Source organism: Bacillus sp. MMSF_3328 (assembly GCF_030733525.1).
Taxonomy (GTDB): Bacteria; Bacillota; Bacilli; order Bacillales; family Cytobacillaceae; genus Bacillus_AB; species Bacillus_AB infantis.
Map to the genome: position 1 here is coordinate 207,289 of NZ_JASHIV010000007.1, position 26,319 is coordinate 233,607.

Genomic DNA, 26,319 nt, shown 5'->3' on the forward strand with positions numbered 1-26,319 from the left:
CGTCACCTCTTAAATTTCAATCTCAACGATTGTTCCTTTAGTCTCCTGGCTGGAAATATGGATGGTGCCCCCGTGGGCCTCCACTAATTCCTTTACAATCGAAAGTCCGAGGCCGGAGCCGCCGTTCTCGCGCGATCTTGACTTATCCACTCTGTACAGCCTGTCAAATACATATTTAAGATCTGCTTGCGGGATTCCCTTACCTTGATCCTCAATCAGGATCTTTACTGTCCCTTTTGCAGTTTGTTCAGCATGTACAGCTGTTTTCGTATGTTCATCAGAGTATTTTAAAGCATTATCAAGCAGGTTATAGATTATTTGCTCGAACCTTAATGGGTCAGCTGACAGCGTAAGCCCTTCTTTACAGCAAGTCTGAAGCTCTATGTTTTTCCCGTTGAACGCCGGCTTGACTTTTGCTGTAAGTTCCCCCAGTATCCTGCACAGGTCGATTTCCTGCTTCTGGATTGTAAAATTGGTCTGGTCAATCTTGGCCAGCTGGAAAAGGTTGTCAATCAAGTTACCGAGCTTTGCGGATTCATCCTGGATGATCTCTAGGTATTCCCGCCGTTCACTGTCTGGCAGGCCTTCCCGCAGGGCGATTGCTGTATAGCCCTGCATATAAGTCAGGGGAGTACGCAATTCATGTGAGATGCTGGCCAGGAAATCAAGGCGGCTTTTCTGGATAATCTTCAGGTCGCTGGCAAGCTTCTGGATGGAAGTGGACAGCTCTCCTAATTCATCTTTGCCGGCGGGAGGAAGTTTTACCTGAAAATGGCCTTTGCTTAGTTGCTCAGTTGCTTCCTTCATTTTGATCAAAGGGCGTGTCAGGAACTTGGATAAAATAAAATAGATAAAGGCAATCGCCAATAGGCTAAGAACACTTGCAAGAAAAAAGTGGCGGTTTAATTTTTCAATCAGCTGCCTCATTGGAGCGGTATCCTTAAACATATACACATAGCCTTCTTGGCCGGAGCTGCTGAACCGGGTCACTGTCGCAAGATAGCGCATTTCCCTCCAGTTGGATTCAATAACAGTCCCATTTCTTGAAACATCAGAAGAATGCCTTGTCATAATTTCTTTCATTCTTTTAGAAACGCTTCTCGAACTTACAATAATCTGTTTATCTAAATCAGTAATGACGACCTCTGTTTCCGTCTTTGATTCCATTAGCGCGATATGGCTGAGGGTGCCTTCAGTATAACTGTCCTCCAGCACATCCCGGTGGCTGTTGCCTCTTGAGAGAATGGAATTGAACTCCTCCTCCACCCGCGAATCGATGATATTGTTGTATAAATAAAACATTAAAAAAGATTCCAGGACTAAAACAGCAAGTAGAAACCAGGCAGCCAGCTTTGTCGATATTTTATTCATAAAGTCCCTCCGTTTCCAGGCCAGGCGCTAAGCAGATGAGAGCCGGCATTACCTAATATATCATTAACATTTGCAAAAAATTTGAAGATAACTATTCTAAAGGGACGCTTTTGGAGAACAAAAATCATCAGGTAGGGGAAATATAAATGTAAAGCTATCTACATAAATTCTGCATTTTTATCTGAAATAATAAAACATGTTAAAAGAAGGAGGAAGAAAATGATGAAAAAAACACTCGCTATTTTGATTTTTACGCTGACCCTGATCCTGGCGGCATGCAGTTCTAACAATCCGGACAACACAAGTGAAGACAATGGAGGAAACAGTACAGAGCATCATCAGAATGGCCAATCAGCAGGAGAGCAAGAGGATCATGCGGGAATGGACCATTCAGAAATGGATCATTCAGGCAGCGGGGAAATCCCTCAAGGCATGAAGGAAGCGGAGAATCCGAAATATAAAGTGGGAAGCAAAGTGATCATTGAAGAAGGACATATGCCGGGGATGCAGGGAGCCGAAGCAACCGTTGCTGCTGTATACGACACGACGGTTTATACAGTTTCCTATGACCCTGTAACAGGGGGCGACCGGATAGAAAACCATAAGTGGGTTGTTCACGAAGAGCTTCAAGATGCAGGAGAGGAGCCCTTTGAACCGGGCAGTGAGGCCATCATTGAGGCGGAGCACATGGAAGGGATGAAAGGGGCGGCTGCTATCATTGATACAGCAGAGCAGAAGACTGTCTACGTCATCAATTTCACTCCTAAAGATGGGGGTGCGGAAGTGAAGAATCATTTATGGGTCACTGAAGAGGAACTTTCTTCTGCGGAATAAGGTACTGAAGCATCTGCTTAAGCGGCAGGTGCTTTTTTGTTTTAGAAGCGGGGCGGAAATCCCTCCGAACGCTCACTATATAATTTGCCTAAGCGGGTGAATAAATTGTATTGACAAACTTGTATATATAAGTTAAATTTTAAGAGAGCTCAGTATTTGTATATACAAGTTAATGAAAGCGCTATTATATATTTATGCTGATTATAAAATATGGGGGAATACCTATGACGAAATATACAGGCCCTGCAAATGAGCTGCTGGAGCATATCGGCGGCCGGGACAATATTGCAGCGGTGACACATTGTGTGACACGCATGCGCTTTGTCCTGAATGATCCATCTAAGGCTGATATTGAGAAAATCGAAAACATTAAGCTTGTAAAAGGAACCTTCACACAAGCCGGCCAGTTCCAGGTAGTCATCGGCAATGAAGTTTCCAGCTTTTATAATGAATTCACTAAGATTGCCGGTGTAGAAGGCACTTCAAAAGAGGAAGCCAAAACAGCGGCCAAGCAGAACCAGAATTTGCTTCAGCGGATGATGGGGCATATGGCAGAAATTTTTACACCATTGATTCCCGCCCTTGTAGTCGGCGGTTTGATTCTCGGCTTCAGAAATGTAATCGGTGACATTAAGCTCGTGGAAGATGGCACCAAAACGATTGTTGAGATTTCCCAATTCTGGGCTGGCGTCCATGCTTTCCTGTGGCTGATTGGGGAAGCGATATTCCACTTCCTTCCTGTCGGGATCACCTGGTCTGTTGCCAAGAAAATGGGTGCATCCCAGATTCTCGGAATCGTCCTTGGTATCACATTAGTATCGCCGCAGCTGCTGAATGCCTATGGCGTTGCCGGGGCAGGGGCAGGAGATATCCCGCAATGGGACTTCGGGTTTGCCCAGATTGATATGATCGGCTACCAGGCACAGGTCATCCCTGCAATCCTGGCTGGTCTGACGTTAGGCTTCCTGGAAACAAGATTGCGCAAAGTTGTTCCAAACTCTATCTCAATGATTGTTGTTCCTTTCCTTGCCCTAGTGCCGACTGTTTTGATAGCGCATACAGTGCTCGGCCCTATCGGCTGGCAGATCGGTTCAGTGATATCGGATGTCGTATACTCAAGCCTGACGTCTTCATTCGGATGGCTGTTTGCGGCAGTGTTTGGCTTCGTTTATGCACCGCTAGTCATCACCGGCCTGCATCATATGACAAATGCCATTGACCTTCAGCTGATGAGTGAGCTTGGCGGAACAAACCTTTGGCCAATGATCGCCATCTCAAATATTGCTCAGGGCTCAGCAGTATTAGCCATGATCTTCATCAACCGCAAAAATGAGGAAGAAAAGCAGGTTTCCATCCCTGCGGCCATCTCCTGCTACCTTGGCGTAACCGAGCCTGCGATGTTCGGGATCAACCTGAAATACGGGTTCCCATTCCTGGCTGCCATGATTGGATCGATGATTGCAGCTGTTGTTTCTGTAGCGAGCGGAGTCATGGCCAACTCAATCGGTGTTGGCGGACTGCCTGGAATTCTTTCCATCCAGGCGCAGTATATCGGAACATTTGCCATCTGCATGATCATTGCGATTGTCGTTCCATTCGTCCTGACAACCATCTTTGCTAAAACAGGCGTAAAGAATTTTACTTTTAAAAAGCAAAAGAAACAGAGTGCAGCTGTCTAACTGCATACAGGAAGGGGGACGGGTGATTCTCCCTTCTTTTTTTCTTTGCTTGATAAAATTGAGAATGGAGATTTGTCCAATGAAAAAGAAGTATCTCGATATCTGCCAAAGCATCACAGAGCAAATCAGGAGCGGAAGGATTAAACCGGAAACCTATCTTCCATCTGAGAATGAAATGGTAAAAGAATATCAGGCTTCAAGGGAAACCATTCGCAAAGCTTTGAATCTCCTTGCTCAAAATGGCTATATTCAAAAAATCAGGGGAAAAGGATCCATGGTCCTCAATACTTCTAAATTCGACTTCCCAGTATCCGGGCTGGTCAGCTTCAAGGAGCTGGCAGGCAAGATGAGCGAACCTCCCCAGACTATTCTTAACGGATTGAGCCTTGGAGAAGCCGGGGGTTTTATCAAAAAAGAGCTGCAGCTGGAGGAAGGCGATCTGGTCTGGGACGTCCTGCGGACAAGAAAGATGGGAGGAGAAAGAATCATTCTTGACCGCGACTTTCTGGCTGAGAAGCATGTTCCCCATCTGACTGGTGATATTTGCAGGGATTCCATCTATCAGTACCTTGAAAAAGAATTGAACCTGAACATCAGCTTTGCCAAAAAAGAAATCATCGTAGAGGAACCAACCGATGAGGACCGCTCCCTGCTGGACCTTGATGGCTTCCAGAATGTAGTGGTCATCAGGAGCCATGTATACTTGAACGATGCCAGCCTATTCCAGTTCACAGAGTCCAGGCACCGTCCGGACAAATTCCGTTTCACCGACTTTGCGAGAAGAGCTCTCCATTGAATAAAACTATCAAATGCCGGCCATTGCCCCGGCATTTTTTTTTGTTCTTTTATAACCTCTTCTGTTTCAATAGTCATATTTTAGGGAATACCTTCAGGAAATCATACAACAATGCTTACATAACCTGGAGGGGGATTTATGAAGAATTTTAAGGTGTTTGGCATTATCCTTCTGCTCATGGCAGGAATACTGGCCGGCTGTACAGCGCAGGCTGCCGAGGAGGAAGGGACAGTCACATTGAGGCTTGCCCATAATCAGGGCACAACACATCCGATACATACTTCGCTGACAGAGTTTGCAAGATTGGTAGAGGAAAAGACAGATGGCAGTATGAAGGTCAAAATTTACCCGAGCGGACAGCTTGGCGGGGAACGAGAGGCACTTGAGCTGACTCAGACCGGTGCGATTGACTTTGCCAAGGTGAGCGCAGGCTCGCTTGAGAACTTTTCAGAAGTCTATTCATTGTTCAGCCTTCCTTATTTATTCGACGATAAAGACCATTTTTATAAAGCGATGAACAGCAGCACCGCAAAAGAGGTTTACCAGACTACGACTGATATCGGTCTGAGGGGACTGACGTTCTATGAGTCAGGCACAAGGAACTTTTATACAAAAAACAAGCCGATTATGCATCCTGATGATCTGAAGGGGCTGAAAATACGGGTCCAGCCGAGCCCGACAAACCTCAAGATGCTTGAGCTGATGGGCGGGTCGCCGACGCCGATGTCCTTCGGTGAAGTCTATACGGCTATGCAGCAGGGTGTCATCGACGGCTCGGAAAATAATGAAACAGCACTGACGGATAATAATCACGGAGAAGTGGCAAAGCAGTACAGCTACAGCGAACATGCCATCATCCCGGATATCCTGATTATCAATGAAAGCAAATGGAAGCAATTTACTGCTGAACAGAAGAAAGCTATAACAGAAGCGGCAGAAGAGTCTTCTTTTTACCATAAAGAGGTTTGGCGGAAAGCGACAGAGAAGGCGATAAAAGACGCCAAGGATATGAATGTCACATTCAGCAGGCCGGATAAAGAGCCTTTCATGGAAGCTGTACAGCCGCTGCATAAGGAGTTTGCAGAAAAGAAATCGACCGGAAAATACTATAAAGAAATCCGGGACATGGCTGAAGGCAATTAAAAGGGGGAGCTATCATGCAGACTATGAAAAAATGGATCGATCTGAGCATTGCCTTTGTGACCTGCACCCTCTTGGGTGTGATGGTCCTGATGGCCATCTGGCAAGTGTTCACAAGATATGCGCTGGATTCGCCAAGTACGATTTCAGAGGAGTTTCTCCGGTATTCGCTGATATGGGTTTCCATGCTCGGCGGAGCCTATGCCTTCGGAAACAAGAAGCATATCGCAATCGAGTTCATCGTAGAAAAGCTGGAAAACAGGAAGAGGCTTGCCGCAGCTATCCTGATTGAGCTGATTGTCCTGGCATTTGCTGTATTTGTCATGATTGTCGGCGGGTCTAAAACAGTTGGGATCTCTATGGAGCAGTATTCTGCCGCACTTGGCCTCCCGATGGCCTATATTTATCTGTCCCTGCCAGTCAGCGGCGTCTTGATTGCCGCTTATACGATCATCTCCATCAGGGAAATCTCCGCAAATAGAAAAGCGGACTTATATTCAGAAGAAGTAGAGACTCCAGAGCCCATACATATTAATAAGGATAGAAAGGAGGGGCTGGGATGACAATCACAGCAGGACTTCTATTGCTTTTTGTATTCTTTCTGCTCTTATTTCTGGGCGTTCCCATTGCCATCAGCATAGCCGGTGCCTCTCTTGTCACCATGCTGGTTTTGTTTCCTTTTGATATTGCCGTATTCACAGCAGCGCAGAAGATGGTGGCGGGGCTCGACAGCTTTTCCCTGCTCGCCATCCCGTTCTTCATCCTGTCAGGGGTTATCATGAATAATGGCGGAATCGCGATCCGCCTGATCAATTTTGCGAAGGTCCTTTCCGGGAGGATGCCCGGATCGCTCGCCCATACGAATGTAGTCGGGAATATGCTGTTCGGTTCAATTTCCGGTTCCTCCGTTGCGGCTGCAGCAGCAATCGGCGGAGTCATGTCTCCGCTTCAGAAGAAGGAAGGCTATAACCCGGCGTATTCTGCTGCGGTTAATATCGCATCGGCACCGACAGGGCTGCTGATTCCGCCAAGCGGCCTGCTGATTGTCTATTCCCTTGTCAGCGGCGGGACGTCGATTGCCGCGCTCTTCATCGCCGGTTATATTCCCGGCATCCTTTGGGGACTTGCTACCATGGTTGTAGCATATGTGATTGCGAAGAAAAAGAATTATCCGATTGCACCGAAAATTACGTTCAGCCAGGTGATGAAAGTATTCCTCGATGCGATTCCGAGCCTGCTGCTCGTGTTCATAGTAATCGGCGGAATCATTGCCGGGGTGTTCACGGCAACAGAAGGCGCTGCCATTGCGGTTGCCTATTCTCTCATTCTCTCGATGTTTTATCGGACATTTAAAATAAAGGATGTTCCGAAGATGCTGATGGAAACAGTGGAGATGACAGCCATCATCATGCTTCTGATTGCCGCATCGACCATTCTTTCCCTTGTCATGGCATTTACCGGCATTCCTGAGGCCATCAGCAGCGGCATCCTCAGCCTGACCGATAATCCGATCCTGATCCTGCTGCTGATGAACGTCATCCTGCTGATTATTGGGACTTTCATGGATATCACGCCTGCAGTCCTGATATTCACGCCGATATTCCTGCCGATTGCCACGAATATCGGGATGGATCCGGTGCACTTTGGCATCATGATGTGCCTCAACCTTTGCATCGGAAGCATCACACCGCCGGTAGGAAGCGCCTTGTTCGTCGGATCCAGCGTCGGCAAGGTGAAGATCGAGCAGCTTGTAAAGCCATTGCTTCCATTCTACGCTGCCATCATCGTTGTGCTGCTCCTTGTTACTTATATCCCGCAGGTCAGCATGGTGCTGCCGGGACTGTTTGGACTATAAAATGAAGAAGGGCTGCCTTTAGCCATAAGCTGTTCAGATATAGTGGGAAAAATCACAGACTAAACAGCATACGTTTTAGTAGAATATGTAGTACAGTACTTAACTAACCAAAAAAGCTTGGGATATCCCAGGCTTTTTACCTTTGGATGTTGGTATTTATTAAACGCACTCAATGGCTGAACAGTTGAATAGGCGATTCTCCTTTAACTTTAACATTTTTAAACAAGGAAACTAGATTATCTGCTAATGAAAAATTTATAGACGGAAAAATCTCCTTTATTTTAAAAATAGTGCTGAAAACAGCTTAAATAAAGGGAGAAATTCCCCTTATATGACTCGAAACCATAAAAAAAGATAATTTTTCTTTGCATAAAGGGAAAAACTCCTCTTATTTTCTCAAAAAACACGACTGATTTACATTTAACAGTAAAAACTCCCCTTAATTCACTGGCAGCCCACTCTTCAGCTGCAAGGAGCAGAAAACTAACTGTGGCCAGGCAGCCCTTTTGATTTTTCCGTATAATTCCAGCTATCCTCCGATAAACTAAAGTCATCATCTGCCAGGAGGAAAGATTATGGAAGATCTGCTGCATAACTGTCTTCTGATTTTCGGAAGGATCATCACCATTCTGCCTTTATTGCTCTTTATTACTCTTTTTATGGGGAGGCGCTCGATTGGCGAGCTTCCTGTTTTTGATTATCTGGTTATCATTACACTGGGGGCGGTGGCCGGGGCGGATATAGCTGATCCCTCCATCAGGCATCTGGAAACAGGCTTTGCCATTATTGCCATTGGCCTTCTCCAGCGGCTGATTGGGAGATTGAAGATTTCAAAGCGGAAATTCGGAAAACTCATCACTTTTGAGCCGGTCATTGTGATACATAAAGGCAAATTCCTTAGTGCCAATTTAAAAAAGTACCATTACAGTATTGATAACATCCTGCAAATGCTGAGGGATAAGCAGGTCTTTGACGTTCAATATGTGGAATTAGGGATACTGGAGGGAAACGGAATGCTGAGTGTCCAGCTCAAGCCTGCACAGTTGCCTGCCACTAAGGGAGACCTGAATATTTCCGGAGGCTCTTCACAAATTGCCTTTCCTGTCATCGTTGAAGGAACGGTATACCGGGAGGTTTTGGAACGGTTTGACGTAGATCAGGACTGGCTTGATTCGGAGCTGTCCCGGCTGGGCATCTCCCGGCTGCAGGAAATATTCTTTGCTTCTATCAGCCCTGAAAAAGAACTGCATATCTCCCTGAAAAATGAACAGGCACAATCCATACCATCTTTGTATCATTAGCCCATTATACTTGCGGCGGTCCTTAAAACAGCAGCACCAGCTCCTACTTATTATCGGGAACTGGTGCCTTACTGGCCTTTCGTATAATGGCTATAAAAGCCCTGGAAATCAAAAAGGTCAGGGTAAGAGAAAAGAAACTGGTAGCCGAACTCCATCCTTTTTTAAATCTAATAAGTCTTGTTCTCTTTTCAAAAAAGTGTTCAACTATAGCCATTGGGCCGCTGAAGCAGACTGACTTAATCAAAATGCCCATAGGGCTCGATGATTTTGTAACCTGATTAAAATAGACACAGGTAACCGGGTAGAGAAGATAGTCGAAAATAAAGCTGACGTCAAATGATTTCACCAGCTTAACTGGGTAGGTTATATAACCTTTTCTGACAAGCAGCTTGTCGAGGATGGAAGAAAGGTATCCTTTAAAGAGAAAGATCAGCATCCAGTCTTTTACCGGAGGCTTTCTCATCAAATTGATAAAAGATATCAATCCAAAGACAAGAAGAAATTTCAATGTGTTTTTCTCAAATTTATCCATGCTGTATCCTTCCCGGCTGTGTAATTATTACTGTTACTATCCCAAGGAAGAGGGGGATGTATTCATCCTGGTTTGTTTTGAACAAGGCAGCCTCTGGGAAGGGGGTGGCCCCCTTTTAGAATAAATACATTGGCATCCAGGTCACTGTGAAGGTACTTGTGGTGATTATTGCTTCTCTCTGCTGAAAAGAGAATGGGAATCTAATTTAAATTTATTATTCTGTATTGACAAACTTTTCCCGGAAATATAATATAAGAAGTCCTGCCAACTAAAAATTGGCGTTAGGGGACTGTGAAAGGTTCATTCTTATGTGAGGGGATGGATTGTGATGGATAAAGAAAAATTAATGGAAAGTGCACGCGCTGTAAAACAGGCTGCGTATGCACCGTATTCCAATTTTCCTGTAGGAGCAGCTTTGCTGCTGAAAGATGGAACCGTTATCAGCGGAGTGAACGTAGAGAATGTTTCCCTTGGGGCGACGAATTGCGCTGAAAGGACAGCCATTTTCACTGCTATTGCAAATGGCTATAAAAAAGGAGACTTCCAGGCAATCGCGGTTTCCGGGAACACGGCTGACTTCCTTCCGCCTTGCAGCATCTGCAGGCAGGTGCTGGCAGAATTCTGCTCACCGGATATGCCTGTTTACTTAACGAACGAAAAGAAAGATATACTGGAACTGCCTCTGAAAGAGCTATTGCCTTACGCTTTTACTGATCTGGAAATGTAAGATCAATTATATGAGCCTGCTTCGATACACTCGAAGCAGGCTTTTTCTATGCATATATACAGAGAATACCTTTCAGCCGGGAGGATGATACTAATACAATAAAGCGGATGAAGGAGATCAATCATGAATACGATCAAGCCGATTAAAGCAGGAACAAATAAAACCCGCCCGAAGGAGCCATTAACATCAGCAGAGATGGGAAAGCTCTGGGCTACCTATATGGGAAACAGCATGTCAAAATGCATCCTGGCATACTATTTGCACCATGTGGATGATCATGATATTAAAGCCTTATTGGAGAATGCCTCTAAATTATGTACGGAATTCCTGACTGCAACAGAGGGACTCTTAAAAGAAGCTAATTTCCCTATACCAGATGGCTTTAATGAAAATGATGTCAATTTAGAAGCGCCCCGTTTATTCCACGATGATTTTTACGTCCATTACTTAAAATATGCAGCGAAAGCGGGAATAAGCATATACAGTGTAGGCTATCCGATTGTCTTCCGGAAGGATATTGTAGAATTTTTCAGGTATTGCACGCAAGCAACATTGGATTTAATGGATCAGATCAAAGAGATTCTGATGAAAAAAGGCTTGATCATCAAGCCTCCATTCATCCCGGTGCCCAAAAAAGTGGACTATGCCCAAAAGGATTTCCTAAACGGCTTCCTTGGGCGGGTCAGGCCGCTTCACGCCCTGGAAATTGCCCATTTATACGACAATATTGAAAACAATGTCACAAGCAAAGCCTTTATTATGGCCTTTGCCCAGACAGCGAAAAACGAGAAGATCCGGCAGCTTTTTCAAAAAGGGGCCAGCATGACGCATAGCAACCTGGTGCGGTATATGCAAAAGCTGCATGATGAAAACTTGCCTTCGCCAACCTTCCTGGACGACCTGGTCACAGACTCTACCTTTGCGCCATTTTCTGATAAACTCATGCTTTTCCATAAGATGGACATGTTTTCCATGAAGATCAGGGCATTCGGCAATTCACTGGCTGTAAATGGCAGGCATGATATCGGACTCTTATATTCAAAATCCCTAATGAATATCACTCAATTTGTCACTGAAGCATCGGATATTATGATGGAGAATGGCTGGATGGAAAAACCCCCCGAAGCAGCGGAGAGGCAGAACCTGGCTTCCAAATAGTTAAATCAGTCAGCTTCTATACGGGAGGCACTAGAAAACAGCCGCAGCTAAGCTCGGCTGTTTTCTAATCTTGCTATACAACTCTATCCACATTCGTTTCTTGAGGCACTGCCAGTTTATGCTGTCTTCTTAAGCCAAATACAACTCTCAGTCCATTGTACCTGCGTATTGCTGCATGATGAAAAATCATAATTACTGCAAATGCAGCCGTTGCAAGAAAAACAAACTTAAAAGGAATACTCCAATCTAAATGAGCAATCCAGAAGCCTGAAACGATTATGACAGGCTGATGAAGAATGTAAAAAGGCATGGCCGCTTCACTCGCATAAGATAGTGCTGGAGTGGAAGTATTCAAATGCCTATCCCCCAGGAAAAAAATGAACAGCAGGACATTCCATACTAAAAGAACGCGAATAACAGTGAAGATATAAAAGGCAGCAGTCCCATAAGCGGGAAAGCCTGACATGAATACCCATAAAATATAGGCTGCTAAGCTGACTGCACTGATTGTACCTGTAAGCTTGCCGCTATTTCGTGCAAAACTTCTGAATGACTCCCGGGCAAAAAAATAATAGCCATAAGCGTACAGCAGCAAGTAAAACAAAATCCCCCAGCTAGCCAAATTTAAGATATCATTCGCCCATAGAGCTGCCACTGTTAAAGGCAGGGGCAAAAACAAGTAATGGGAAATGGCAAAGGAACCATTTTGAATATGCTGTCTCTGCCTCTCATTTAGGAAGAAAGGCAGAGTTAGGGCTGAAAAAATCAGGAGCATCAATAGGTACCACAGATGATGGCCGAAAAAGGCAAAGTTTCCACTTCCGCCGATTTCCAAATACAGACCATCAAAATAATGGGGGAAGAATTGAAAGAAAGAGCCTTCAAACTGTTTGCCGGTCAGCCTCTCTATATAAACTTGAGGAGGTGAGAGGATAAAAATGCCCAAAAGCAGCGGAATGCCAAGGCGGGCCGCCCTTTCCTTCAAAAATGCTCCGGAGTGGCGCTTTTTCAAAGCGTGATAGGTGCTGATTCCGGAAATGGCAAAAAAGACAGGCATGATCCAATTGCCGACAGCCAAGGAAAACAGTTCTATGTAGGTTCTATTGATTTCGTCGTTCTTTACATGCCATTCAAATGAGTTAAAGAACATCGAACAATGGTAGAGAAATACAGCCAGCATCGCTAATACCTTAATCCAATCTAAATCATAATGTCTGCTTTTCTCCTGCCCCGGCAGTACCATATAGTTCCCCCCAAGATATGTTCAGTGCGGCTATGTATCTCACAGCCGGTTCTATATCAATATTTCAATAGATTACTTGCCTTTATTCAGTGTATATTAATATTTACAAATATAGTATATTATTACAAAAAATACGGAGGTTTGCAGATGATTTATGACCATGTCAATAAAACCATATCCACAGACCGGCTGCTGCTTAGATTGTTCCAGGTTTCCGATGCAGAAACAGTCGCCAGGCTCTGCGACAACTATAATCTTTATAAAAGTACTTTGTACCTGCCCTATCCCTATGTAGTAAATGACGCCCTTTCCTGGATGGAGAATCATCTTAATAATTTCAGCAGTGACCGATCCTATGAACTGGCAGTGACGGATAGGGAAACCGGTAAGCTGTACGGTGCGATTGCCCTATCCAACAACCAAAATTTCCGCCATGGCGAGCTGGCTTACTGGATAGGTGAGGAATATTGGGGAAAAGGCTATGCCACCGAGGCAGCAGAGGCAGTCATCAGATTTGCATTTGAAGAAAAGAAGTACCACAAAGTGTTCGCCCGCTATTTCCAGTCCAACCCGGCTTCAGGGCGGGTCATGGAGAAGCTCGGCATGAAGGAAGAAGGAATTCTCGCTGACCATGTACGGAAGGAAGGCCGGTATGAGAGCCTCGTGTGTTATGGACTTATAAACCCAGCAGATAAATAGGAACCTTTATAAGGGCTGTCCGTACTAGTATTGAGGTGATCAGATGATAGAAATGCTCCTGCTTTTTGTATTAATGCTGCTTGCAGTGCTTGCCCGCTGGCTGGTTTACGGCGCCTTTGAACCGATGCAGTTTACACTCATTTTTCTGCTTCCTGCAGCAGCTCTTGCTGTTTATATCATCAGCAGGAAGCTGGCGGAGAAAGAACGGACTTATCAGCCTAAAAATATTCACGGGTGGTCCTACTATAATATCCAAAAAACGCTCCTCATCCGGAAGCCGCTTTTTAAAGGAGATGAGCTTCGGGGTTATGTGAGGCGCTATTTTCCGCACAAATGGCAATATGCCTTTGGCGATATTATTGGATTTAACTGGTATCTATGCCTCGAGATCCAGATTGGCCAGGATCTCTATGATGTGCGGTGGCACCGCAAGAAATGGCTGACCAGCCAGGAACATTGGAGCATCTTTAAAAATGGGGAAAGGATTGGCGAAGCCCGTACACTCATTAATATGAAAAATACGGCATCCTTAAAAGAAGCCATCCAGTATACGATCAATGATGACACCTATCTTTCCTCTGCAGCAACGATATCGTCCGCAATCTCGCTGACGCGGGAAGGAGAACAGTGCGGAACTTTGAAGCGGCATCATCTTTTAAGCAGCGTCTTTGTGATTGCTCCCCATGAAGGCAGCAGCCCAGAAGCCATTGTGGCTTTAATCCTTCATTCATACTTTTTTAAAAATAAATAATGGAGTTGGTTGTTTTGTTATTAGTCAGTTCGTGCCTGGCGGGGCTGGAAGTAAGATACAACGGCACTCATTGCCTGCATGAGAAGATCAGGCAATTGATTGATCAGAATAAAGCCGTATCCATCTGCCCCGAACTGCTTGGGGGATTTCCCGTGCCACGGGAGCCTGCAGAAATTACAGGCGGCGATGGAGGCGATGTCCTGGACGGCACGGCAAGGGTCATCGAAAAATCAGGCAGGGATGTAACTGAATTATACATAAATGGCGCCTATGCGGCCCTTAAAAAAGCGGAAGAGCTGCAGGTAAGTACAGTCGTGTTAAAAGAATTCAGCCCCTCATGCGGCAGCAGTGTCATTTACAACGGAGAATTTACAGGAGGGAAAGTGGCAGGGGAAGGGGTGACATCTGCCCTGCTGAAAAGGAATGGCATAAGAGTAGTTTCAGAAAAAGAGCTGGAAGAGCTGCTTGAAGCTTTTCAGCTATAAATCAATAGACTGTAATTTTATGTGGTATCCCTGTTATTGTAAAGGGAAACAAATAGTGTTAACCTTGTACAGACATAGTGTCCTTCCTATGTAAAAAGGAGCGATTCACTATGCTTAGTAAGGCGGAACACTTACTAATCAGCAGAGAGCTTGGACGTTTAAGAGATGAACTTATGCTATGCAGCGATGACCAAGTAAGGAAAAGCATTCACCAGGACATACTTTTACTCCGCAGGGCGTTAACAATTACTGCTAGAAAATAGCAGTTTTTTTATGCAGTTTTTCCTGCCATTGATGCAAGAAAAGTGAAGAGGGCCCGGCACTGAGCCCTCCATTGAGATATTAAGCGGGAAAAGACCTATTCGATAGTGTGTTTCATAGCCTGGTACATCTTCGCAGTATGTGCATCCAGTTCATCCCGGGACATACGCAGACGTTCGACAGAAGAGCCATAGCCGATTTCTTCTTTGCCCTCCGCCAGTCCTTTAAAAATTCCATCTGCGAATTCATTCAAAGGTTCGCCCTGGGTATGGAGTCCGGCACCGCCTAAGTCCGTGTTGACTGCAGGAGGAGCGATTTCAATCACTTCCACTGGTGTTCCGGAAAGCTGGTGGCGCAGGCTGACGGTAAAGGAATGGAACGCTGCTTTCGTAGCGGAATAGATTGGCGCAATGACGAGCGGCGTAAACGCCAGCCCGGAAGTCACGTTGATGATGGCCGCTTCCGTTTTCTTTGCCAGGAATGGAGCGAACAGCATTGAAAGGTGGAAAGGCGCCTCAATATTTGTAGTGATTTCTTTGTTAAAATAGCCCCAGTCCTTCTTCGCATCTGCTTTCAGCACATTAAAGCGCTGCTGAATCCCGGCATTGTTCACCAGTACATTTACCTCAGGATGATTTTCCTCCACCCAGTCAAACAAGGCCGATCGCTCTGATTCCACAGCCAAATCACAAACTCTTATAATCAGTCCAGGGAATTTCTCCTTAGCTTCCTGCAGGACACTTTCCCGCCGGCCGCAGACAATGACAGTATTGCCGGCAGCAATAAAGCGCTCAGTAAAAGCCAGCCCGATTCCTGCGCCGCCGCCTGTGATCAGTATGGTATTTCCTGTAAGTTTCATTCTTGCACCTCTTCTCATTCGATTGATGATACCCGCTATCCACATAAAACTGGCGATATCCCCACTATGATTGTTGATAATTAAGATATCCACAACCCGATTTCTGGAATTTGCCCGCAATAAAGCGATATCCACAATTACTGTATACCCCTTCGAAGAAAGGTTCAGCAGGCTTCTGCAAGATCATCATAAGGCTCTGGAAGCAGTACAAGCCAGCAAACTGTTTTACCCGGCAGGAATTTGCCGGAAAGAATCGAAACTATAATAGTATAAACAATGGGAGGGTCATTTATGAAATTAGCAGAGGCCTTGATTTTACGTTCGGATTACCAGAAGAGGGTCGAGCAATTAAGGAACCGGCTGAGCCAGAATGCGAGAGTCCAGGAGGGGGATCTTCCGAATGAGGAGCCTCAGGTGTTAATGGAAGAATTGACAGAGATCCTGGTAAAACTAAAAAGCCTGATTCAAAACATTAACCGCACCAATATCCATACCCTTTATGATCAGTCGCAGTCGCTCGCTGACGCACTCACAAGCAGGGATCTGATCGGGCAGGAACGAACGATTTACAGCGACCTGCTGGGGCAGGCAACCATCCGGCATGACCGCTATTCACGGTCGGAAATCAAATATGTTTCAATGATTGATGTGAAAGAAACCCAAAAGTTTGTGGATGAATTATCCCAGAGATACAGGACCCTGGATGTAAGGATTCAGGAATTGAACTGGAAAACAGAATTGATGGAACGCTGATTATTGCTATGGAAGTTGGTAGCGTACGGGAAGGCGAATGCCAAACCCTGCAGCAGGGTCAAGCTGCACTTAATGGTCGGGGTTCGGGGTGGCCCTGAGGTTCAACTCCTCATTCACAGCTCATACCCAGTATTGTAACCTCAGAACCATTTACAGATAACACCTAACAACCGGGCATTGATTCTCGTTTCGTGAGGGCGGATAGGGGAAAATAGCAAAATTTCGCATGGGCGCTGATCTGAAAGGATCGGTGCCCTTTTTATTTTTACAGAGCGGTCTGGATAAAAGAAGTAATGGGAGGAAGGATAATACAATAGATACAGTTAAGGTGGAAGGCTATGAATAACTATACGAATGACAATACAGCCCGAAGGTACAGAGCGCATGTGAGCATCCTGGGAACCACACAGATCCATCTGCAAAATCCCTATATCATTGCCTGGTGGAGCGCTGCCTTTCCGGGTTTTGGCCATCTTCTTTTATCAAAATATCTTCGGGGATTTGTGCTATTCATTTGGGAAGTAGTCGTAAATATTAAATCGAAGCTCAATTTAGCAATGGTATATTCTTTTCAAGGAGAAATTGAAAGGGCAAAAGAAATTTTGGAAGTAAGGTGGCTGCTGATATATATCCCCGTCTATACCATCTTATCAAGACTAAATTTAAAAAAACTTAATAATAACTAGGTGTTAAATATATTGGTCATGAATAATATGTTGAACAGTTTAACGTCGCTCACTTAAATGAAAAAGTAATAATAAAAAAGCTCCTAAAAAGGAGCTTTAACCAGCACAACAAGATAATTTTGACACATCTTTATCAAACGTAAGGGCAGCCAGCTTCAATCCTTCGGCCATTGTTAAATATGGAGCCATCGTTTCACGGAGATCCTCTACAGTTAAACCGAATTTGACAGCCAGTGTTGCCGCATAAATCACGTCTCCTGCGTTTTCAGCTACAACATGAGCCCCTAACACTTTTAGTGTTTTCGCATCCGCCACCAGTTTAAACACGCCTGTTGTTTCCCGATTAACCAAGGCTCTTGGAACGGCATCTAACGGTAAGACGGATGTTTTCACTTCATATCCTTTTTCTTTTGCCTGTTGCTCCGTCAAACCAACCGTTGCTATTGCTGGAGCAGTGAACGTAACCCCAGGAACAACCTCTAAATTCAGCTTTTTGTTCAGTCCTCCGATGGCATTTTTCGCAGCCATTCCACCTTCATAAGCTGCCACATAAACAAATTGAGGACCAAGCGTCACATCTCCTGCTGCATAAATGCGTGCATTCGTCGTTCTAGAATACTCATCAATCACGATTTCGCCACGAGAGCCTACTGTTACACCTGCTGCCTGTAAATTCAAAGTTGCGGTGTTCGGTGTTCTTCCTGTGGCTACCAGCAATTGATCTGCTTCAATGATTCGCTTCTTTCCATTAACCTCGACATGAACCTTTTTAACGTCCCCATCTTGTTCGATTCGTTCAAAGGATGCTCCTTTCACTAAATTGACCCCTTGTTCTGTTAAGGCTTGTGTAATGGCTTCTGAGATTTCAGGATCGTATTCCTTTAACAGACGCGGGCTTCTTTGCATCAATGTGACTTCTGAGCCAAGATTGTGGAATAGTTGCCCTAATTCCATGCCGATATAGCCGGAGCCGATGACGGTAAGACGCTTTGGAACCTTCTTTAATTCAAGCAGCGTGGTGCTTGTTAAATAATCGACCTCATCTAGTCCGGAAATATTTGGCATGGCTGGGGAAGCACCTGTCGCGATTAAGAATCGTTTGGCAGATAACTTCATGCCATTCACTTCAACGGTTTTTTCGTCCACGAATTTCGCTTCGCCTTTGATTAACTCAAATCCATAGTCATCAATTAAATCCACATACTTTGCATTTCGAAGATTCGTCACCAGCTCGTTTTTCTGCTTTATCAATGGTGCCAAATCCACATTATCGGCTGAAGTGTGCAATCCCACAAATGGATTGTTTCTTGCTATATGATTGATTTCACCAGCTCTTAACAGTGTTTTTGACGGAACACAGCCGATGTTCACGCAAGTTCCACCTACTGTTCCACGTTCGATGATCGCCACTTTTGCGTCATATTTTACGGCTTCAATGGCAGAAGAAAAGGAAGCCCCACCTGAGCCAATAATGATGTAGTCATAGTCGTAATTACCTTCATCACCTAAGCTTACATCTGGCTTTTCTTGCGATTGTGCTTGTATTTCTTCTGCTTCTCCTGGTTGATATTTTGCATCAGCAATTGCTTTTTTGGCTGTTTCCAGCTTTACATCATTCGGCAATTCAAATACAGCTTCTCCACGGCCAAAATCGGTGTTAATTCCCTTTGCACCAATATTTTCAAGAGCGACAGCTACATGTTGTTCACAACCAGTGCAGGTCATTCCTTGAACATTCATCCGATACTTCCTCATTAAATTACTGGTCATTTCAGGTTTTTGAACTTCTTCTGCTTGTCCCGGTTGATAGTTTGCGTCAGCAATCGCCTTTTTTGCTGATTCAACCTCCACATCATTAGGAAGCTCAAATATAGCTTCACCACGACGAAAATCGACTTCAACCCCCGTAGCACCGGTGTTCTTAAGCGCTATTGCTACATGCTCTTCACAACCGGTACATGTCATTCCTTGAACGTTTACTCGATATCTTTTCATATCAAATTCCTCCTTTACTCGATTCCAAGCCCGAAATCTGAAACTGCTGTCTTGATTGCCTGTAAATCCGTCTTCTTATCATCAAAGGAAACCGTTACTTCTGCCGTGCTTCCACTGACTTTAATGGTCGATTTACCAACGCCCTCTACCTGTTCCATTACATCTTTTACAACAGAAGGTGGACAACAATCCATTCCCAAAACGGTGAATGTCCCTGTTTTATTTGTTACAACTGTAGTTTTTTCTTCCTTCTGAGGATCTATAGTATTTTGTGCTTCTTTTTCATTGCTACACGCAGTAACCAGTAACAGAAGGGATAATAGCATCATAATCCTGATTATTTGTACCCTCATATAAAGCACCTCATTTTTAAATTCCACCTTCAACTAGAAATAAAAAAAGAAACATGCCGAAAACGAAAACCGTCGTGATCCATAAGCCAAGGACAGAACTTTTTCTTTTTCCCTTTCTCCCATAAACCATATAAAAGGAGTAAGCAAGAAGAATGATGGTAACAATGCTGAACATTAACCGATATTTTAGTGAGTAAAAAGCTAATGCTCCAGCAAACCCAGTTAGTCCTAGAGGTATGAAAATAACTGGACCCAGGCAGCATGCAGCCATAGCAAAAGCTGAAAATACAGTAGCTAACTGTGATACTTTTTCCTTCATGATTTAAACCTCTCCATACTGCAACAATCATGCATTGCTGTTTCTTTCTTTGCCTCATTTTTTGTTTCTGGATCAGCTTTTCTCCAAACCTTGAACAGGGCAAAAACAAATAACAGGCCCATCACTATGAAAATTACATCTTTAAATTCCATGAAATAGGATCCCAGAGCTGTACCTGCGAACAACGGAAGGAGTAAAAAGAGGTGACACGGGCATGTAATTAGTGCAACAAGTAACCAAGCTGTACTTTTAATTGTTTTTTTCATCTTGTTTCACCTCTTTATTTATTCATCAACGTTTCAATAATGGGACATTCGTAAATGTCTTTGTTTTCAGGACATCTTTCTTTGAGGTCCATCAGCATTTGTTCAATTCTTTTGAGGTCTTCAATTTTATGCTGAATGTCCTCTATCTTAAGAACAGTGAAATCATACATATCACTGCACTTTGCTTCATCACGATCGACAACTCCTAATAATTTGTCAATTTCATTTAAGGTAAAGCCCAGTTCCTGCATCCTTTTTATGAAATTCACTCGATCTACCGTTTGTTGAGAATACGTACGGTAGCCATTTTCGGTTCGAACAGGCTCTGGAATTAAGCCTAAACGCTCATAATATCTAATTGTCTCCTTGTTAACGCCGCACTTGTCAGCCAGTTCTCCAATACGAAATTGCATATATTTCACCTCAGATAGAGTATACACCCTGTACTTAGGTACAGGGTCAATATATATTGTACTTCATTGCATGAAGTTCTACTCAGCATTAGATCCAGATAACGTGCCGCCAAATATAGCAGCACCAACCTCATAGGCTTCCATAAGAGTCAGCTTGACCTTCGCCATCGTTGAATTTTTTGCATTCGCTTTTTGCCAATGTTCCTCAGAGCAATAAAATTGTATGGCTGGACAACAGCTGGCAGAAATGGACATTGGCTCACTCGGTCCACAAGAAGAATCGCAGCATGCGTTGGCAGTATCCATTGTTCCCAAGCCTACTACAACGGTGCCAAGATTGGTAACGGGAACGTTGTCTTTCACATGGATGGTGATCTTTTCACCGCAAAATGCACATTCAGACTCAATCACGGCATCCGTAAACATGGATGGAATGCCTAGAGCATCAATTGCACACATGGAATAAGATGGTGCCATACCAGCCAATGTGACTCGATGCGGGGTGGGAACTCCAGAGAAAGGATATGCCACTGTGACATCTCCAGATTTGTGGTCCCAGTGAACTAGGTCCAATTCCCTCAAACGCTGAAGAGCAGAGTTCATATCGATTTTGGCTTGTTCCTCCATTGCGGTTATATTATTGATATTGACTATTTTTCCCTCTGCCATGGAAAGAAGGATATCTGTACGAATCAGGTTTTCGGCAGGAGACAGGTTACTGATTTTTTCCTCAAATCCTCCTTTTGGCAAACCGAGTGATTGTAACACCTGGTCCTTTATTGAAGCATTGATATGATTTTCGCTCATGTTGTTGCGTCCTTTATTGTGTATTTAAGTTATTATTCTTTTATAGTTTAAACCTCGTACTATGGTACAGGGTCAATAATTATTTCTTGAAATTTTATTTGAACTTTCTGCTCTTACCTCTATGCAAACATGGAGGGAACTGTACAACAGTTATGAAAAAGAAGTTGCTTAAATCAACACCCAACAGTTCCCATAGACTTTTTACCTATTGACCCATTAAAATTATATTGGGTGATTTCATGTCATTTATTACACCAATGTTATTAGAAAAAACGGATCAGCCATTTTATGATACAAACTATATTTTTGAGCCAAAGATGGACGGCATTCGCTTACTTGTTAGTAAAGTAGGTGATCAGACCCGCATGTGGACCCGGCATAAGAACGAGATAACGCAACGCTTTCCCGAATTACTTGATGTGCCGGTAGATACTGACGTTATCCTAGACGGAGAGCTCGTTTGTGTAGACCCTGAAACTGGATCAATTGATTTTGAACTGATAATGGAACGCTTTTCTGCGAAAAAGTCGGACAAAATCAAAATATTGCAAAAGCAATTGCCGGTTGAGTATGTCGTTTTTGATATTCTGCACTATGATGGAACAGACTTACGCTCCATACCTCTTTTAGAACGTAAGGCTATTTTGGATGAAGTAATGCATGAAAATGCTTTTTACAAGAAAATTAGCTATATTGAGGATCGGGGTACGGATTTATTTGCTGCAGTCGAACAGATGAAGTTGGAAGGCATGGTATGTAAGTATAAAAACAGTAAATATGTCAGTAAGAGAAGTAAGCATTGGCTTAAATTGATCAACTGGATGTATGAAGACGTTTATATAACTGGATACCGGAAGGATGAATTTGGATGGGTGTGTTCCCGGAAAGAGGGAGAAAACTTTCGTCCGATAGGGACATTAGAACTTGGGACAACACCACAGGTACGACAGGCGTTTTATGCTATTTCTAAACAACTGATTACACGAGAAGATGATAAGTTGGTTGAACTGGAACCAGTTATTAGATGTCGTTTGAAATTCCGAAATTATACGAGGAAAGGACTGTTACGCACACCTTCCTTTGTTAAGTTTCTATATTAAATAAAACGCCAGGGGAAACCTGGCGTTTTATTTAATATAAGAGGTGTCTTTTGCACCTTGGATTTAATTGGAACGAGAAAGAGAAGGGGCACTCAGCTTATATCTTCTTGTAGACTTCTGCATACGCTACCTTTAATTGGTCTCGTAAATCCTTGTTCTCATGCTCTAATCGCTTAACTTTCCGCTTTAACGATTCGATAATCGCGTCTTTATTATTTTCATGCATTTCAGACTTAACCTGCTTTGCAGAAGGGCTCTTTATCTGCTGCTGACGTAGTGTTTCAATTCGCTCACGTAGTGCCACATTATTGTATAGCGTAGCCTTTGCCACTCCGGCCTCACTGGCTACACTATTAAAATTAATTGCTTGATTAGCTCTAACGAGCCTTTTAATAGCCTCATCTACTTTACTTATGGTAATGGCTTTTCGACTTTCGTGGATTTGCTTTAGGTGTTTCTTGCGGTCATATGCTGCCATATTATACTCCTTGCATACGTTTTATTCTTTCCATTCGTCCAAATATTATATTTCCTTGTTTAATCGTATTATAAATATCCTGTAGTCTCTCTAAATTCTTCTGATTTTTTTGTGCTATTTCTTCACGCCCATATTGTTTCGCTACTTCAACCATTTTAGAAGTGGATTGAATGTGAATTTCATATTTTGCTACATCCATTTCTGAAAGGCCTACTGCCAGGTCCTTACATGGGCTGCCACCATTACATGTTAAGCAAGGGGGTTCCTCTGCATAAGGGCAATTTCCATTTAATCTCGCTCTACAGGATCCGTAAGGATTGTCAATTGCGGTTAACTTGTGGTTTAGCCAAAGCATTTCCTTTATTTCTTCCGGTATCTCTTCATCTTTATTAACTTCGTACATATTACCGTTTAAATCGAAACTAAAAACTCCGTCAGTAACCGCCTTTTCATATGCTTTACGCTTTGTTTCATCTAAAAGTTTAGCATATACCATTGTCATCTCCGGTGACGAGTGGGCGAGTAACTCTTGCACTGTGAAAATATCGGTACCGCTATTTAACAGTTTTATTGCAAAGGTATGTCGAAACTGATGCATTTTAAAATGAAATAGGTTCCCAATTTCGTCGGTTATAATCTTTCTTCTAGCTAAGAGATTTAACTGGTCAGAAACCCATCCTTGTTCATAAGCTTTTCCTTTCCTTTTCCCCCTATATCGAACAAAAATAAAGTCTTCAGGATTATTCTTTTGGTTGCTGTGTTTTTTTGCATTATCTATTAAAACTGCCATTATATTTGCTAATTCTTCATCGATTGGAATCATGTGGCCTTTTACATATGTTTTCTCTATATCGGTTACTATACTGAATTTCCCATTTAGCAAAACCAAACAGTTTTGCTTTAAACCTAACACATCAGATATTCTTAAACCTGTTTTAAATGCAAGCCATACAACTGGTTGAACTTCTTTATGTAGATGGTCTATATTTTTAAATAACTGTTCCAATACAAACTGGGGTATGTAATCGATGGTATCATGCGATTTTTTTACTTTCCTTGGTTTATCACCTGGCAAAATTAATAGATCAACAGGTAAAGTAGGAGCCATATGACTGTTGTTATAAAAGTGCAAGTCTCTTATAAATTGATTTACAGCTGTAAGTGATTGACGCTTGTATCTATTAGGGTTTGCATCTTTTCTAGTGTGACCTTTTACATATTGACTTAACCACTCAATATAGCCTTCAATATGTTGTCGCGAAAGCAGTTTTAAATCTTTCCAAGTAGGTTCCATGTGCGATATATAATTAAGAAATTTTCCTATCCAACCCACATAAGTTCTAGCTGTAGACCACGAAAAATTATTTTGCGCTAAAATTCTTTGTTTAAAATAGGATTTCACGGCTTCTCTAAAATAAGAGTTTTCAATTGTAGAAAAATTCACCAAATAATCATTTTTACTAGGATTATACTCTATGTCATATTTTTTTATTAACATCCTAATGTCCCAAATATCTTTTTCCCATTCATCCCGATCGTCTAAAACAGTTGAAATACCCTCATAAAATCGCCCCAAAAACATAAAAATTGGAGATTTTATTTGATAAACTTTGTCTGATACCTCTTTTAATTCAGTCTTTATTGTTTTGATATTATTTTTTTCTAACCACGCTCTCCATCTATCATTTAAGACTGGAAATTCTACTGATAGTATTGATTTAATGTTAGGAAACTCTTCATCAATAAATGTTTGTAAGTTTGTCATGTAATTAGAAGTGCCGGCCATAAAAGTACCTAGAGCCCATTCGGTAGAAAATAACTTATTTATACAAAAATATTTTAATTCTAATTTTATATTCTCATTTTTGGTCTTAAATTTTATATTTACTTTTAATCCCTTATACTTCTGAAAATCATTGATAAAGTTCGAGATTGTCCCAAAAGTCCTTACGTTCCATATGTCCATATCTACAAAATAGTTAGTGATTTCATCTATGTGGTTGAAGGGAGAAACTTCTACTAAGTTTTCTTGAATAACCTTAGAAATATGCTCTCGAAAAATACTATTATAATCTTGTGTAGTGTAATTGAAAATGTTCAGCTCTGTCATATACGATTACTTAAGCCTCCGTTGATTGTATAATGAATGAACTTTTTGCCTTTTCCCAATTCTCACGAATTTCATCTTCTGAAGGATGTAAATATAAATTTGCTGTTGTCTGAATATGTGCGTGACCTAAACGTTCTTGCACTTGTTTAAGATCATTGGTCTGTTTGTAAAACATGGTAGCGTGTGTATGACGAAGTAAATGAGGGTGAATTTTGAAAATACCAGTTTTTTTCCTCAAACGTTTAAATAATGAAGAAACATCTTGGTAATTCATAGGCTTTCCAACACTAGCACCGCGAATTTTGATGAAGACAAAATTGCTATGTAATTCCAGTTCATCTAGCACCTCGTATAAATAATCGTCGTACAAATCCATTAATTCTTGAGAAACATAAATTTCTCTTTCCCCAGTTTTTAATTTTGCTCCATTTTCTAATTCCCCACGATCCACCAGCCGAATTCTATGTCCTTTAATATGGTCAAATACAAAGTCTTCCAAAAATAGAGACAATACCTCACCGATACGTAATCCTGTTTCAAATAATAATTGAATTAACAACTTATCCCGGATATTTTTCGTTGCTTCAATAAGTTGTAGAACTTCGTCTTTTACTAAAACACTAAGTCTTTGTTTCGGTTCTTTTAATTTAAGTATGTTCCGGTTAACAGGCTTTCCTTTGTTAACGTGGAAAAGAAAATCTTTAAATTTGTTTCTCCCCCCTGAGAAAACTTGTTTAAAAGCAGGGTCAACCATATTGCTGCTAATAGTGTTATTACGGTATAGGTAGTCGTAAAAGTTTAAAATAACTGTAATTGTTAGATTGATTGTTTTTTCGGTTTTTTTTGATTTTTTGGGCTGTATTGGTGATACTTTAATGTTTTGATAAGGATTCCTTAACCATCCAATAAATTCTACTAAATCATCTAAACAAACTGCTTTGTAGTCTTTGTTATTGTCGTGTAAAAATACAAAGTAGTGCTTTAAAGCATAACAATAAGTTTTTTGTGTATTGCTACTTTTCTCTGTTATGTCCAAATACTTTAAATACTTCATAACAGGTAGTACCGGGCATCCATGTTGATCAATTAGCATGTATCGCTTGCTTAAACCTTCTAAGATAACTTCTTGAACCCTCAAAGAGAATGTTCACCTCCTGTTTTGTTAACGCTCGGTCTAAGGACCTCACGACGCCTCCCGCTGTGGGCTACGCCCTCAGAAAAATAAATTAATATTAAACATAATATACTAAATTAATTTAGTATAGATATACAGTATATTATGAATAAAAAAGAGGATAAAACGTTATATATTAAACATTCCATCCTGTAATTATTATAGTATAGTTAA

The 26,319-nt window shown here is 42.5% G+C and carries 27 protein-coding genes and 1 pseudogene; 15 read left to right on the plus strand and 13 right to left on the minus strand.

Translation table 11 applies throughout. The annotated features are described in order from the left end of the window. Positions 1–9 precede the first annotated feature (9 nt). Complete coding sequence (locus RBB45_RS14310) at positions 10–1,371, minus strand: sensor histidine kinase (protein ID WP_148949945.1); 1,362 nt, start codon at positions 1,369–1,371, stop codon at positions 10–12. Between the two features lie 219 nt (positions 1,372–1,590). Between RBB45_RS14310 and RBB45_RS14315 the strand changes: the two genes are divergently transcribed. The 7 genes from RBB45_RS14315 to RBB45_RS14345 all read left to right on the plus strand — a co-directional run bounded on the left by RBB45_RS14315 (position 1,591) and on the right by RBB45_RS14345 (position 8,976). Next, positions 1,591–2,205 carry a YdhK family protein gene (locus RBB45_RS14315; RefSeq protein WP_009794475.1) on the plus strand — a complete coding sequence of 205 codons (615 nt, stop codon included), beginning with the start codon at positions 1,591–1,593 and terminating at the stop codon, positions 2,203–2,205. Positions 2,206–2,429: 224 nt separating this feature from the next. After that, positions 2,430–3,884, plus strand: a complete 1,455-nt coding sequence (gene treP / locus RBB45_RS14320; RefSeq protein WP_094767933.1) for a PTS system trehalose-specific EIIBC component — start codon at positions 2,430–2,432, stop codon at positions 3,882–3,884. 79 nt (positions 3,885–3,963) lie between these two features. Next, a complete protein-coding gene (gene treR, locus RBB45_RS14325) occupies positions 3,964–4,680 on the plus strand; it encodes a trehalose operon repressor (protein ID WP_009794473.1) in 717 nt (238 codons plus the stop codon). 138 nt (positions 4,681–4,818) lie between these two features. Then, positions 4,819–5,823, plus strand: coding sequence for a TRAP transporter substrate-binding protein (locus tag RBB45_RS14330; protein WP_009794472.1), 1,005 nt, complete (start codon positions 4,819–4,821; stop codon positions 5,821–5,823). Between the two features lie 14 nt (positions 5,824–5,837). Further along, a complete protein-coding gene (locus RBB45_RS14335) occupies positions 5,838–6,383 on the plus strand; it encodes a TRAP transporter small permease (RefSeq protein WP_148949943.1) in 546 nt (181 codons plus the stop codon). Beyond that, positions 6,380–7,675, plus strand: coding sequence for a TRAP transporter large permease (locus RBB45_RS14340; RefSeq protein WP_009794470.1), 1,296 nt, complete (start codon positions 6,380–6,382; stop codon positions 7,673–7,675). Before RBB45_RS14335 ends, RBB45_RS14340 begins: the two co-directional genes overlap by 4 nt. 575 nt (positions 7,676–8,250) lie before the next feature. Further along, the gene (locus RBB45_RS14345; protein WP_101548746.1) at positions 8,251–8,976 is read left to right on the plus strand and encodes a DUF421 domain-containing protein; all 726 of its coding nucleotides are present in this window, start codon (positions 8,251–8,253) and stop codon (positions 8,974–8,976) included. A gap of 43 nt (positions 8,977–9,019) precedes the next feature. Here RBB45_RS14345 and RBB45_RS14350 read toward each other — a convergent pair whose 3' ends face one another. Further along, complete coding sequence (locus tag RBB45_RS14350) at positions 9,020–9,508, minus strand: CBO0543 family protein (RefSeq protein WP_101548748.1); 489 nt, start codon at positions 9,506–9,508, stop codon at positions 9,020–9,022. 328 nt (positions 9,509–9,836) lie between these two features. Between RBB45_RS14350 and RBB45_RS14355 the strand changes: the two genes are divergently transcribed. Together RBB45_RS14355 and RBB45_RS14360 are read left to right on the plus strand one after the other, a co-directional pair. Next, a complete protein-coding gene (locus RBB45_RS14355; RefSeq protein WP_009794465.1) occupies positions 9,837–10,235 on the plus strand; it encodes a cytidine deaminase in 399 nt (132 codons plus the stop codon). Between the two features lie 123 nt (positions 10,236–10,358). Next, positions 10,359–11,393, plus strand: a complete 1,035-nt coding sequence (locus RBB45_RS14360; protein ID WP_101548750.1) for a DUF3231 family protein — start codon at positions 10,359–10,361, stop codon at positions 11,391–11,393. Between the two features lie 73 nt (positions 11,394–11,466). On the opposite strand, the gene RBB45_RS14365 is transcribed toward RBB45_RS14360, so the two are convergent. Continuing rightward, positions 11,467–12,636, minus strand: coding sequence for an acyltransferase family protein (locus RBB45_RS14365; protein WP_129613171.1), 1,170 nt, complete (start codon positions 12,634–12,636; stop codon positions 11,467–11,469). Positions 12,637–12,783: 147 nt separating this feature from the next. Here RBB45_RS14365 and RBB45_RS14370 point away from each other — a divergent pair, with 147 nt between their 5' ends. The 3 genes from RBB45_RS14370 to RBB45_RS14380 are packed head-to-tail and all read left to right on the plus strand — an operon-like array spanning position 12,784 to position 14,571. Then, positions 12,784–13,335, plus strand: coding sequence for a GNAT family N-acetyltransferase (locus tag RBB45_RS14370; protein WP_148949939.1), 552 nt, complete (start codon positions 12,784–12,786; stop codon positions 13,333–13,335). Positions 13,336–13,378: 43 nt separating this feature from the next. Continuing rightward, the gene (locus tag RBB45_RS14375; RefSeq protein WP_101548755.1) at positions 13,379–14,086 is read left to right on the plus strand and encodes a hypothetical protein; all 708 of its coding nucleotides are present in this window, start codon (positions 13,379–13,381) and stop codon (positions 14,084–14,086) included. Positions 14,087–14,100: 14 nt separating this feature from the next. After that, positions 14,101–14,571 (plus strand): 2-thiouracil desulfurase family protein, encoded by a 471-nt coding sequence (locus tag RBB45_RS14380; protein ID WP_129613172.1) that lies wholly within the window; start codon positions 14,101–14,103, stop codon positions 14,569–14,571. 358 nt (positions 14,572–14,929) lie between these two features. Here RBB45_RS14380 and RBB45_RS14385 read toward each other — a convergent pair whose 3' ends face one another. After that, positions 14,930–15,691: an SDR family oxidoreductase gene (locus RBB45_RS14385; protein WP_148949937.1), complete on the minus strand. Its 762-nt coding sequence runs from the start codon at positions 15,689–15,691 to the stop codon at positions 14,930–14,932. A 291-nt stretch (positions 15,692–15,982) separates the two neighbouring features. Here RBB45_RS14385 and RBB45_RS14390 point away from each other — a divergent pair, with 291 nt between their 5' ends. Both RBB45_RS14390 and RBB45_RS14395 read left to right on the plus strand, forming a co-directional pair. Next, the gene (locus RBB45_RS14390; RefSeq protein WP_148949936.1) at positions 15,983–16,444 is read left to right on the plus strand and encodes a DIP1984 family protein; all 462 of its coding nucleotides are present in this window, start codon (positions 15,983–15,985) and stop codon (positions 16,442–16,444) included. Positions 16,445–16,782: 338 nt separating this feature from the next. After that, positions 16,783–17,085 (plus strand): annotated as a pseudogene (locus RBB45_RS14395) (hypothetical protein); the annotation flags it as partial. A 141-nt stretch (positions 17,086–17,226) separates the two neighbouring features. On the opposite strand, the gene merA reads toward RBB45_RS14395, so the two are convergent. From merA to RBB45_RS14425, 6 genes are all read right to left on the minus strand, one after another. Continuing rightward, positions 17,227–18,885 (minus strand): mercury(II) reductase, encoded by a 1,659-nt coding sequence (merA, locus tag RBB45_RS14400; RefSeq protein WP_353056667.1) that lies wholly within the window; start codon positions 18,883–18,885, stop codon positions 17,227–17,229. Positions 18,886–19,139: 254 nt separating this feature from the next. Continuing rightward, on the minus strand, positions 19,140–19,478 hold the full coding sequence (gene merP / locus RBB45_RS14405; RefSeq protein WP_061794232.1) for a mercury resistance system substrate-binding protein MerP: 339 nt from the start codon (positions 19,476–19,478) through the stop codon (positions 19,140–19,142). Between the two features lie 16 nt (positions 19,479–19,494). Continuing rightward, on the minus strand, positions 19,495–19,797 hold the full coding sequence (merT, locus tag RBB45_RS14410; RefSeq protein WP_061794231.1) for a mercuric transport protein MerT: 303 nt from the start codon (positions 19,795–19,797) through the stop codon (positions 19,495–19,497). Continuing rightward, complete coding sequence (locus RBB45_RS14415; protein WP_061794230.1) at positions 19,794–20,063, minus strand: hypothetical protein; 270 nt, start codon at positions 20,061–20,063, stop codon at positions 19,794–19,796. The genes merT and RBB45_RS14415 overlap by 4 nt, the downstream gene beginning before the upstream one ends. Positions 20,064–20,077: 14 nt before the next feature. Further along, positions 20,078–20,476 (minus strand): mercury resistance transcriptional regulator MerR1, encoded by a 399-nt coding sequence (gene merR1 / locus RBB45_RS14420; RefSeq protein WP_061794229.1) that lies wholly within the window; start codon positions 20,474–20,476, stop codon positions 20,078–20,080. A 78-nt stretch (positions 20,477–20,554) separates the two neighbouring features. Further along, positions 20,555–21,283, minus strand: a complete 729-nt coding sequence (locus RBB45_RS14425; protein ID WP_061794228.1) for an alkylmercury lyase family protein — start codon at positions 21,281–21,283, stop codon at positions 20,555–20,557. 239 nt (positions 21,284–21,522) lie between these two features. Here RBB45_RS14425 and RBB45_RS14430 point away from each other — a divergent pair, with 239 nt between their 5' ends. Further along, positions 21,523–22,383: an ATP-dependent DNA ligase gene (locus RBB45_RS14430; RefSeq protein ID WP_061794227.1), complete on the plus strand. Its 861-nt coding sequence runs from the start codon at positions 21,523–21,525 to the stop codon at positions 22,381–22,383. Between the two features lie 97 nt (positions 22,384–22,480). Here the strand turns inward: RBB45_RS14430 and RBB45_RS14435 are convergent, their stop codons facing one another. From RBB45_RS14435 to RBB45_RS14445, 3 genes are read right to left on the minus strand one after another with little or no spacing between them, the layout of a single operon-like run. Then, a complete protein-coding gene (locus RBB45_RS14435; RefSeq protein ID WP_061794226.1) occupies positions 22,481–22,861 on the minus strand; it encodes a DUF6262 family protein in 381 nt (126 codons plus the stop codon). 1 nt (position 22,862) lies between these two features. After that, complete coding sequence (locus RBB45_RS14440) at positions 22,863–24,971, minus strand: tyrosine-type recombinase/integrase (protein WP_251612863.1); 2,109 nt, start codon at positions 24,969–24,971, stop codon at positions 22,863–22,865. A 10-nt stretch (positions 24,972–24,981) separates the two neighbouring features. Then, entirely contained in the window at positions 24,982–26,109 is a 1,128-nt protein-coding gene (locus RBB45_RS14445; protein WP_251612862.1) for a tyrosine-type recombinase/integrase, read from the minus strand. Between the last annotated feature and the right edge of the window lie 210 nt (positions 26,110–26,319).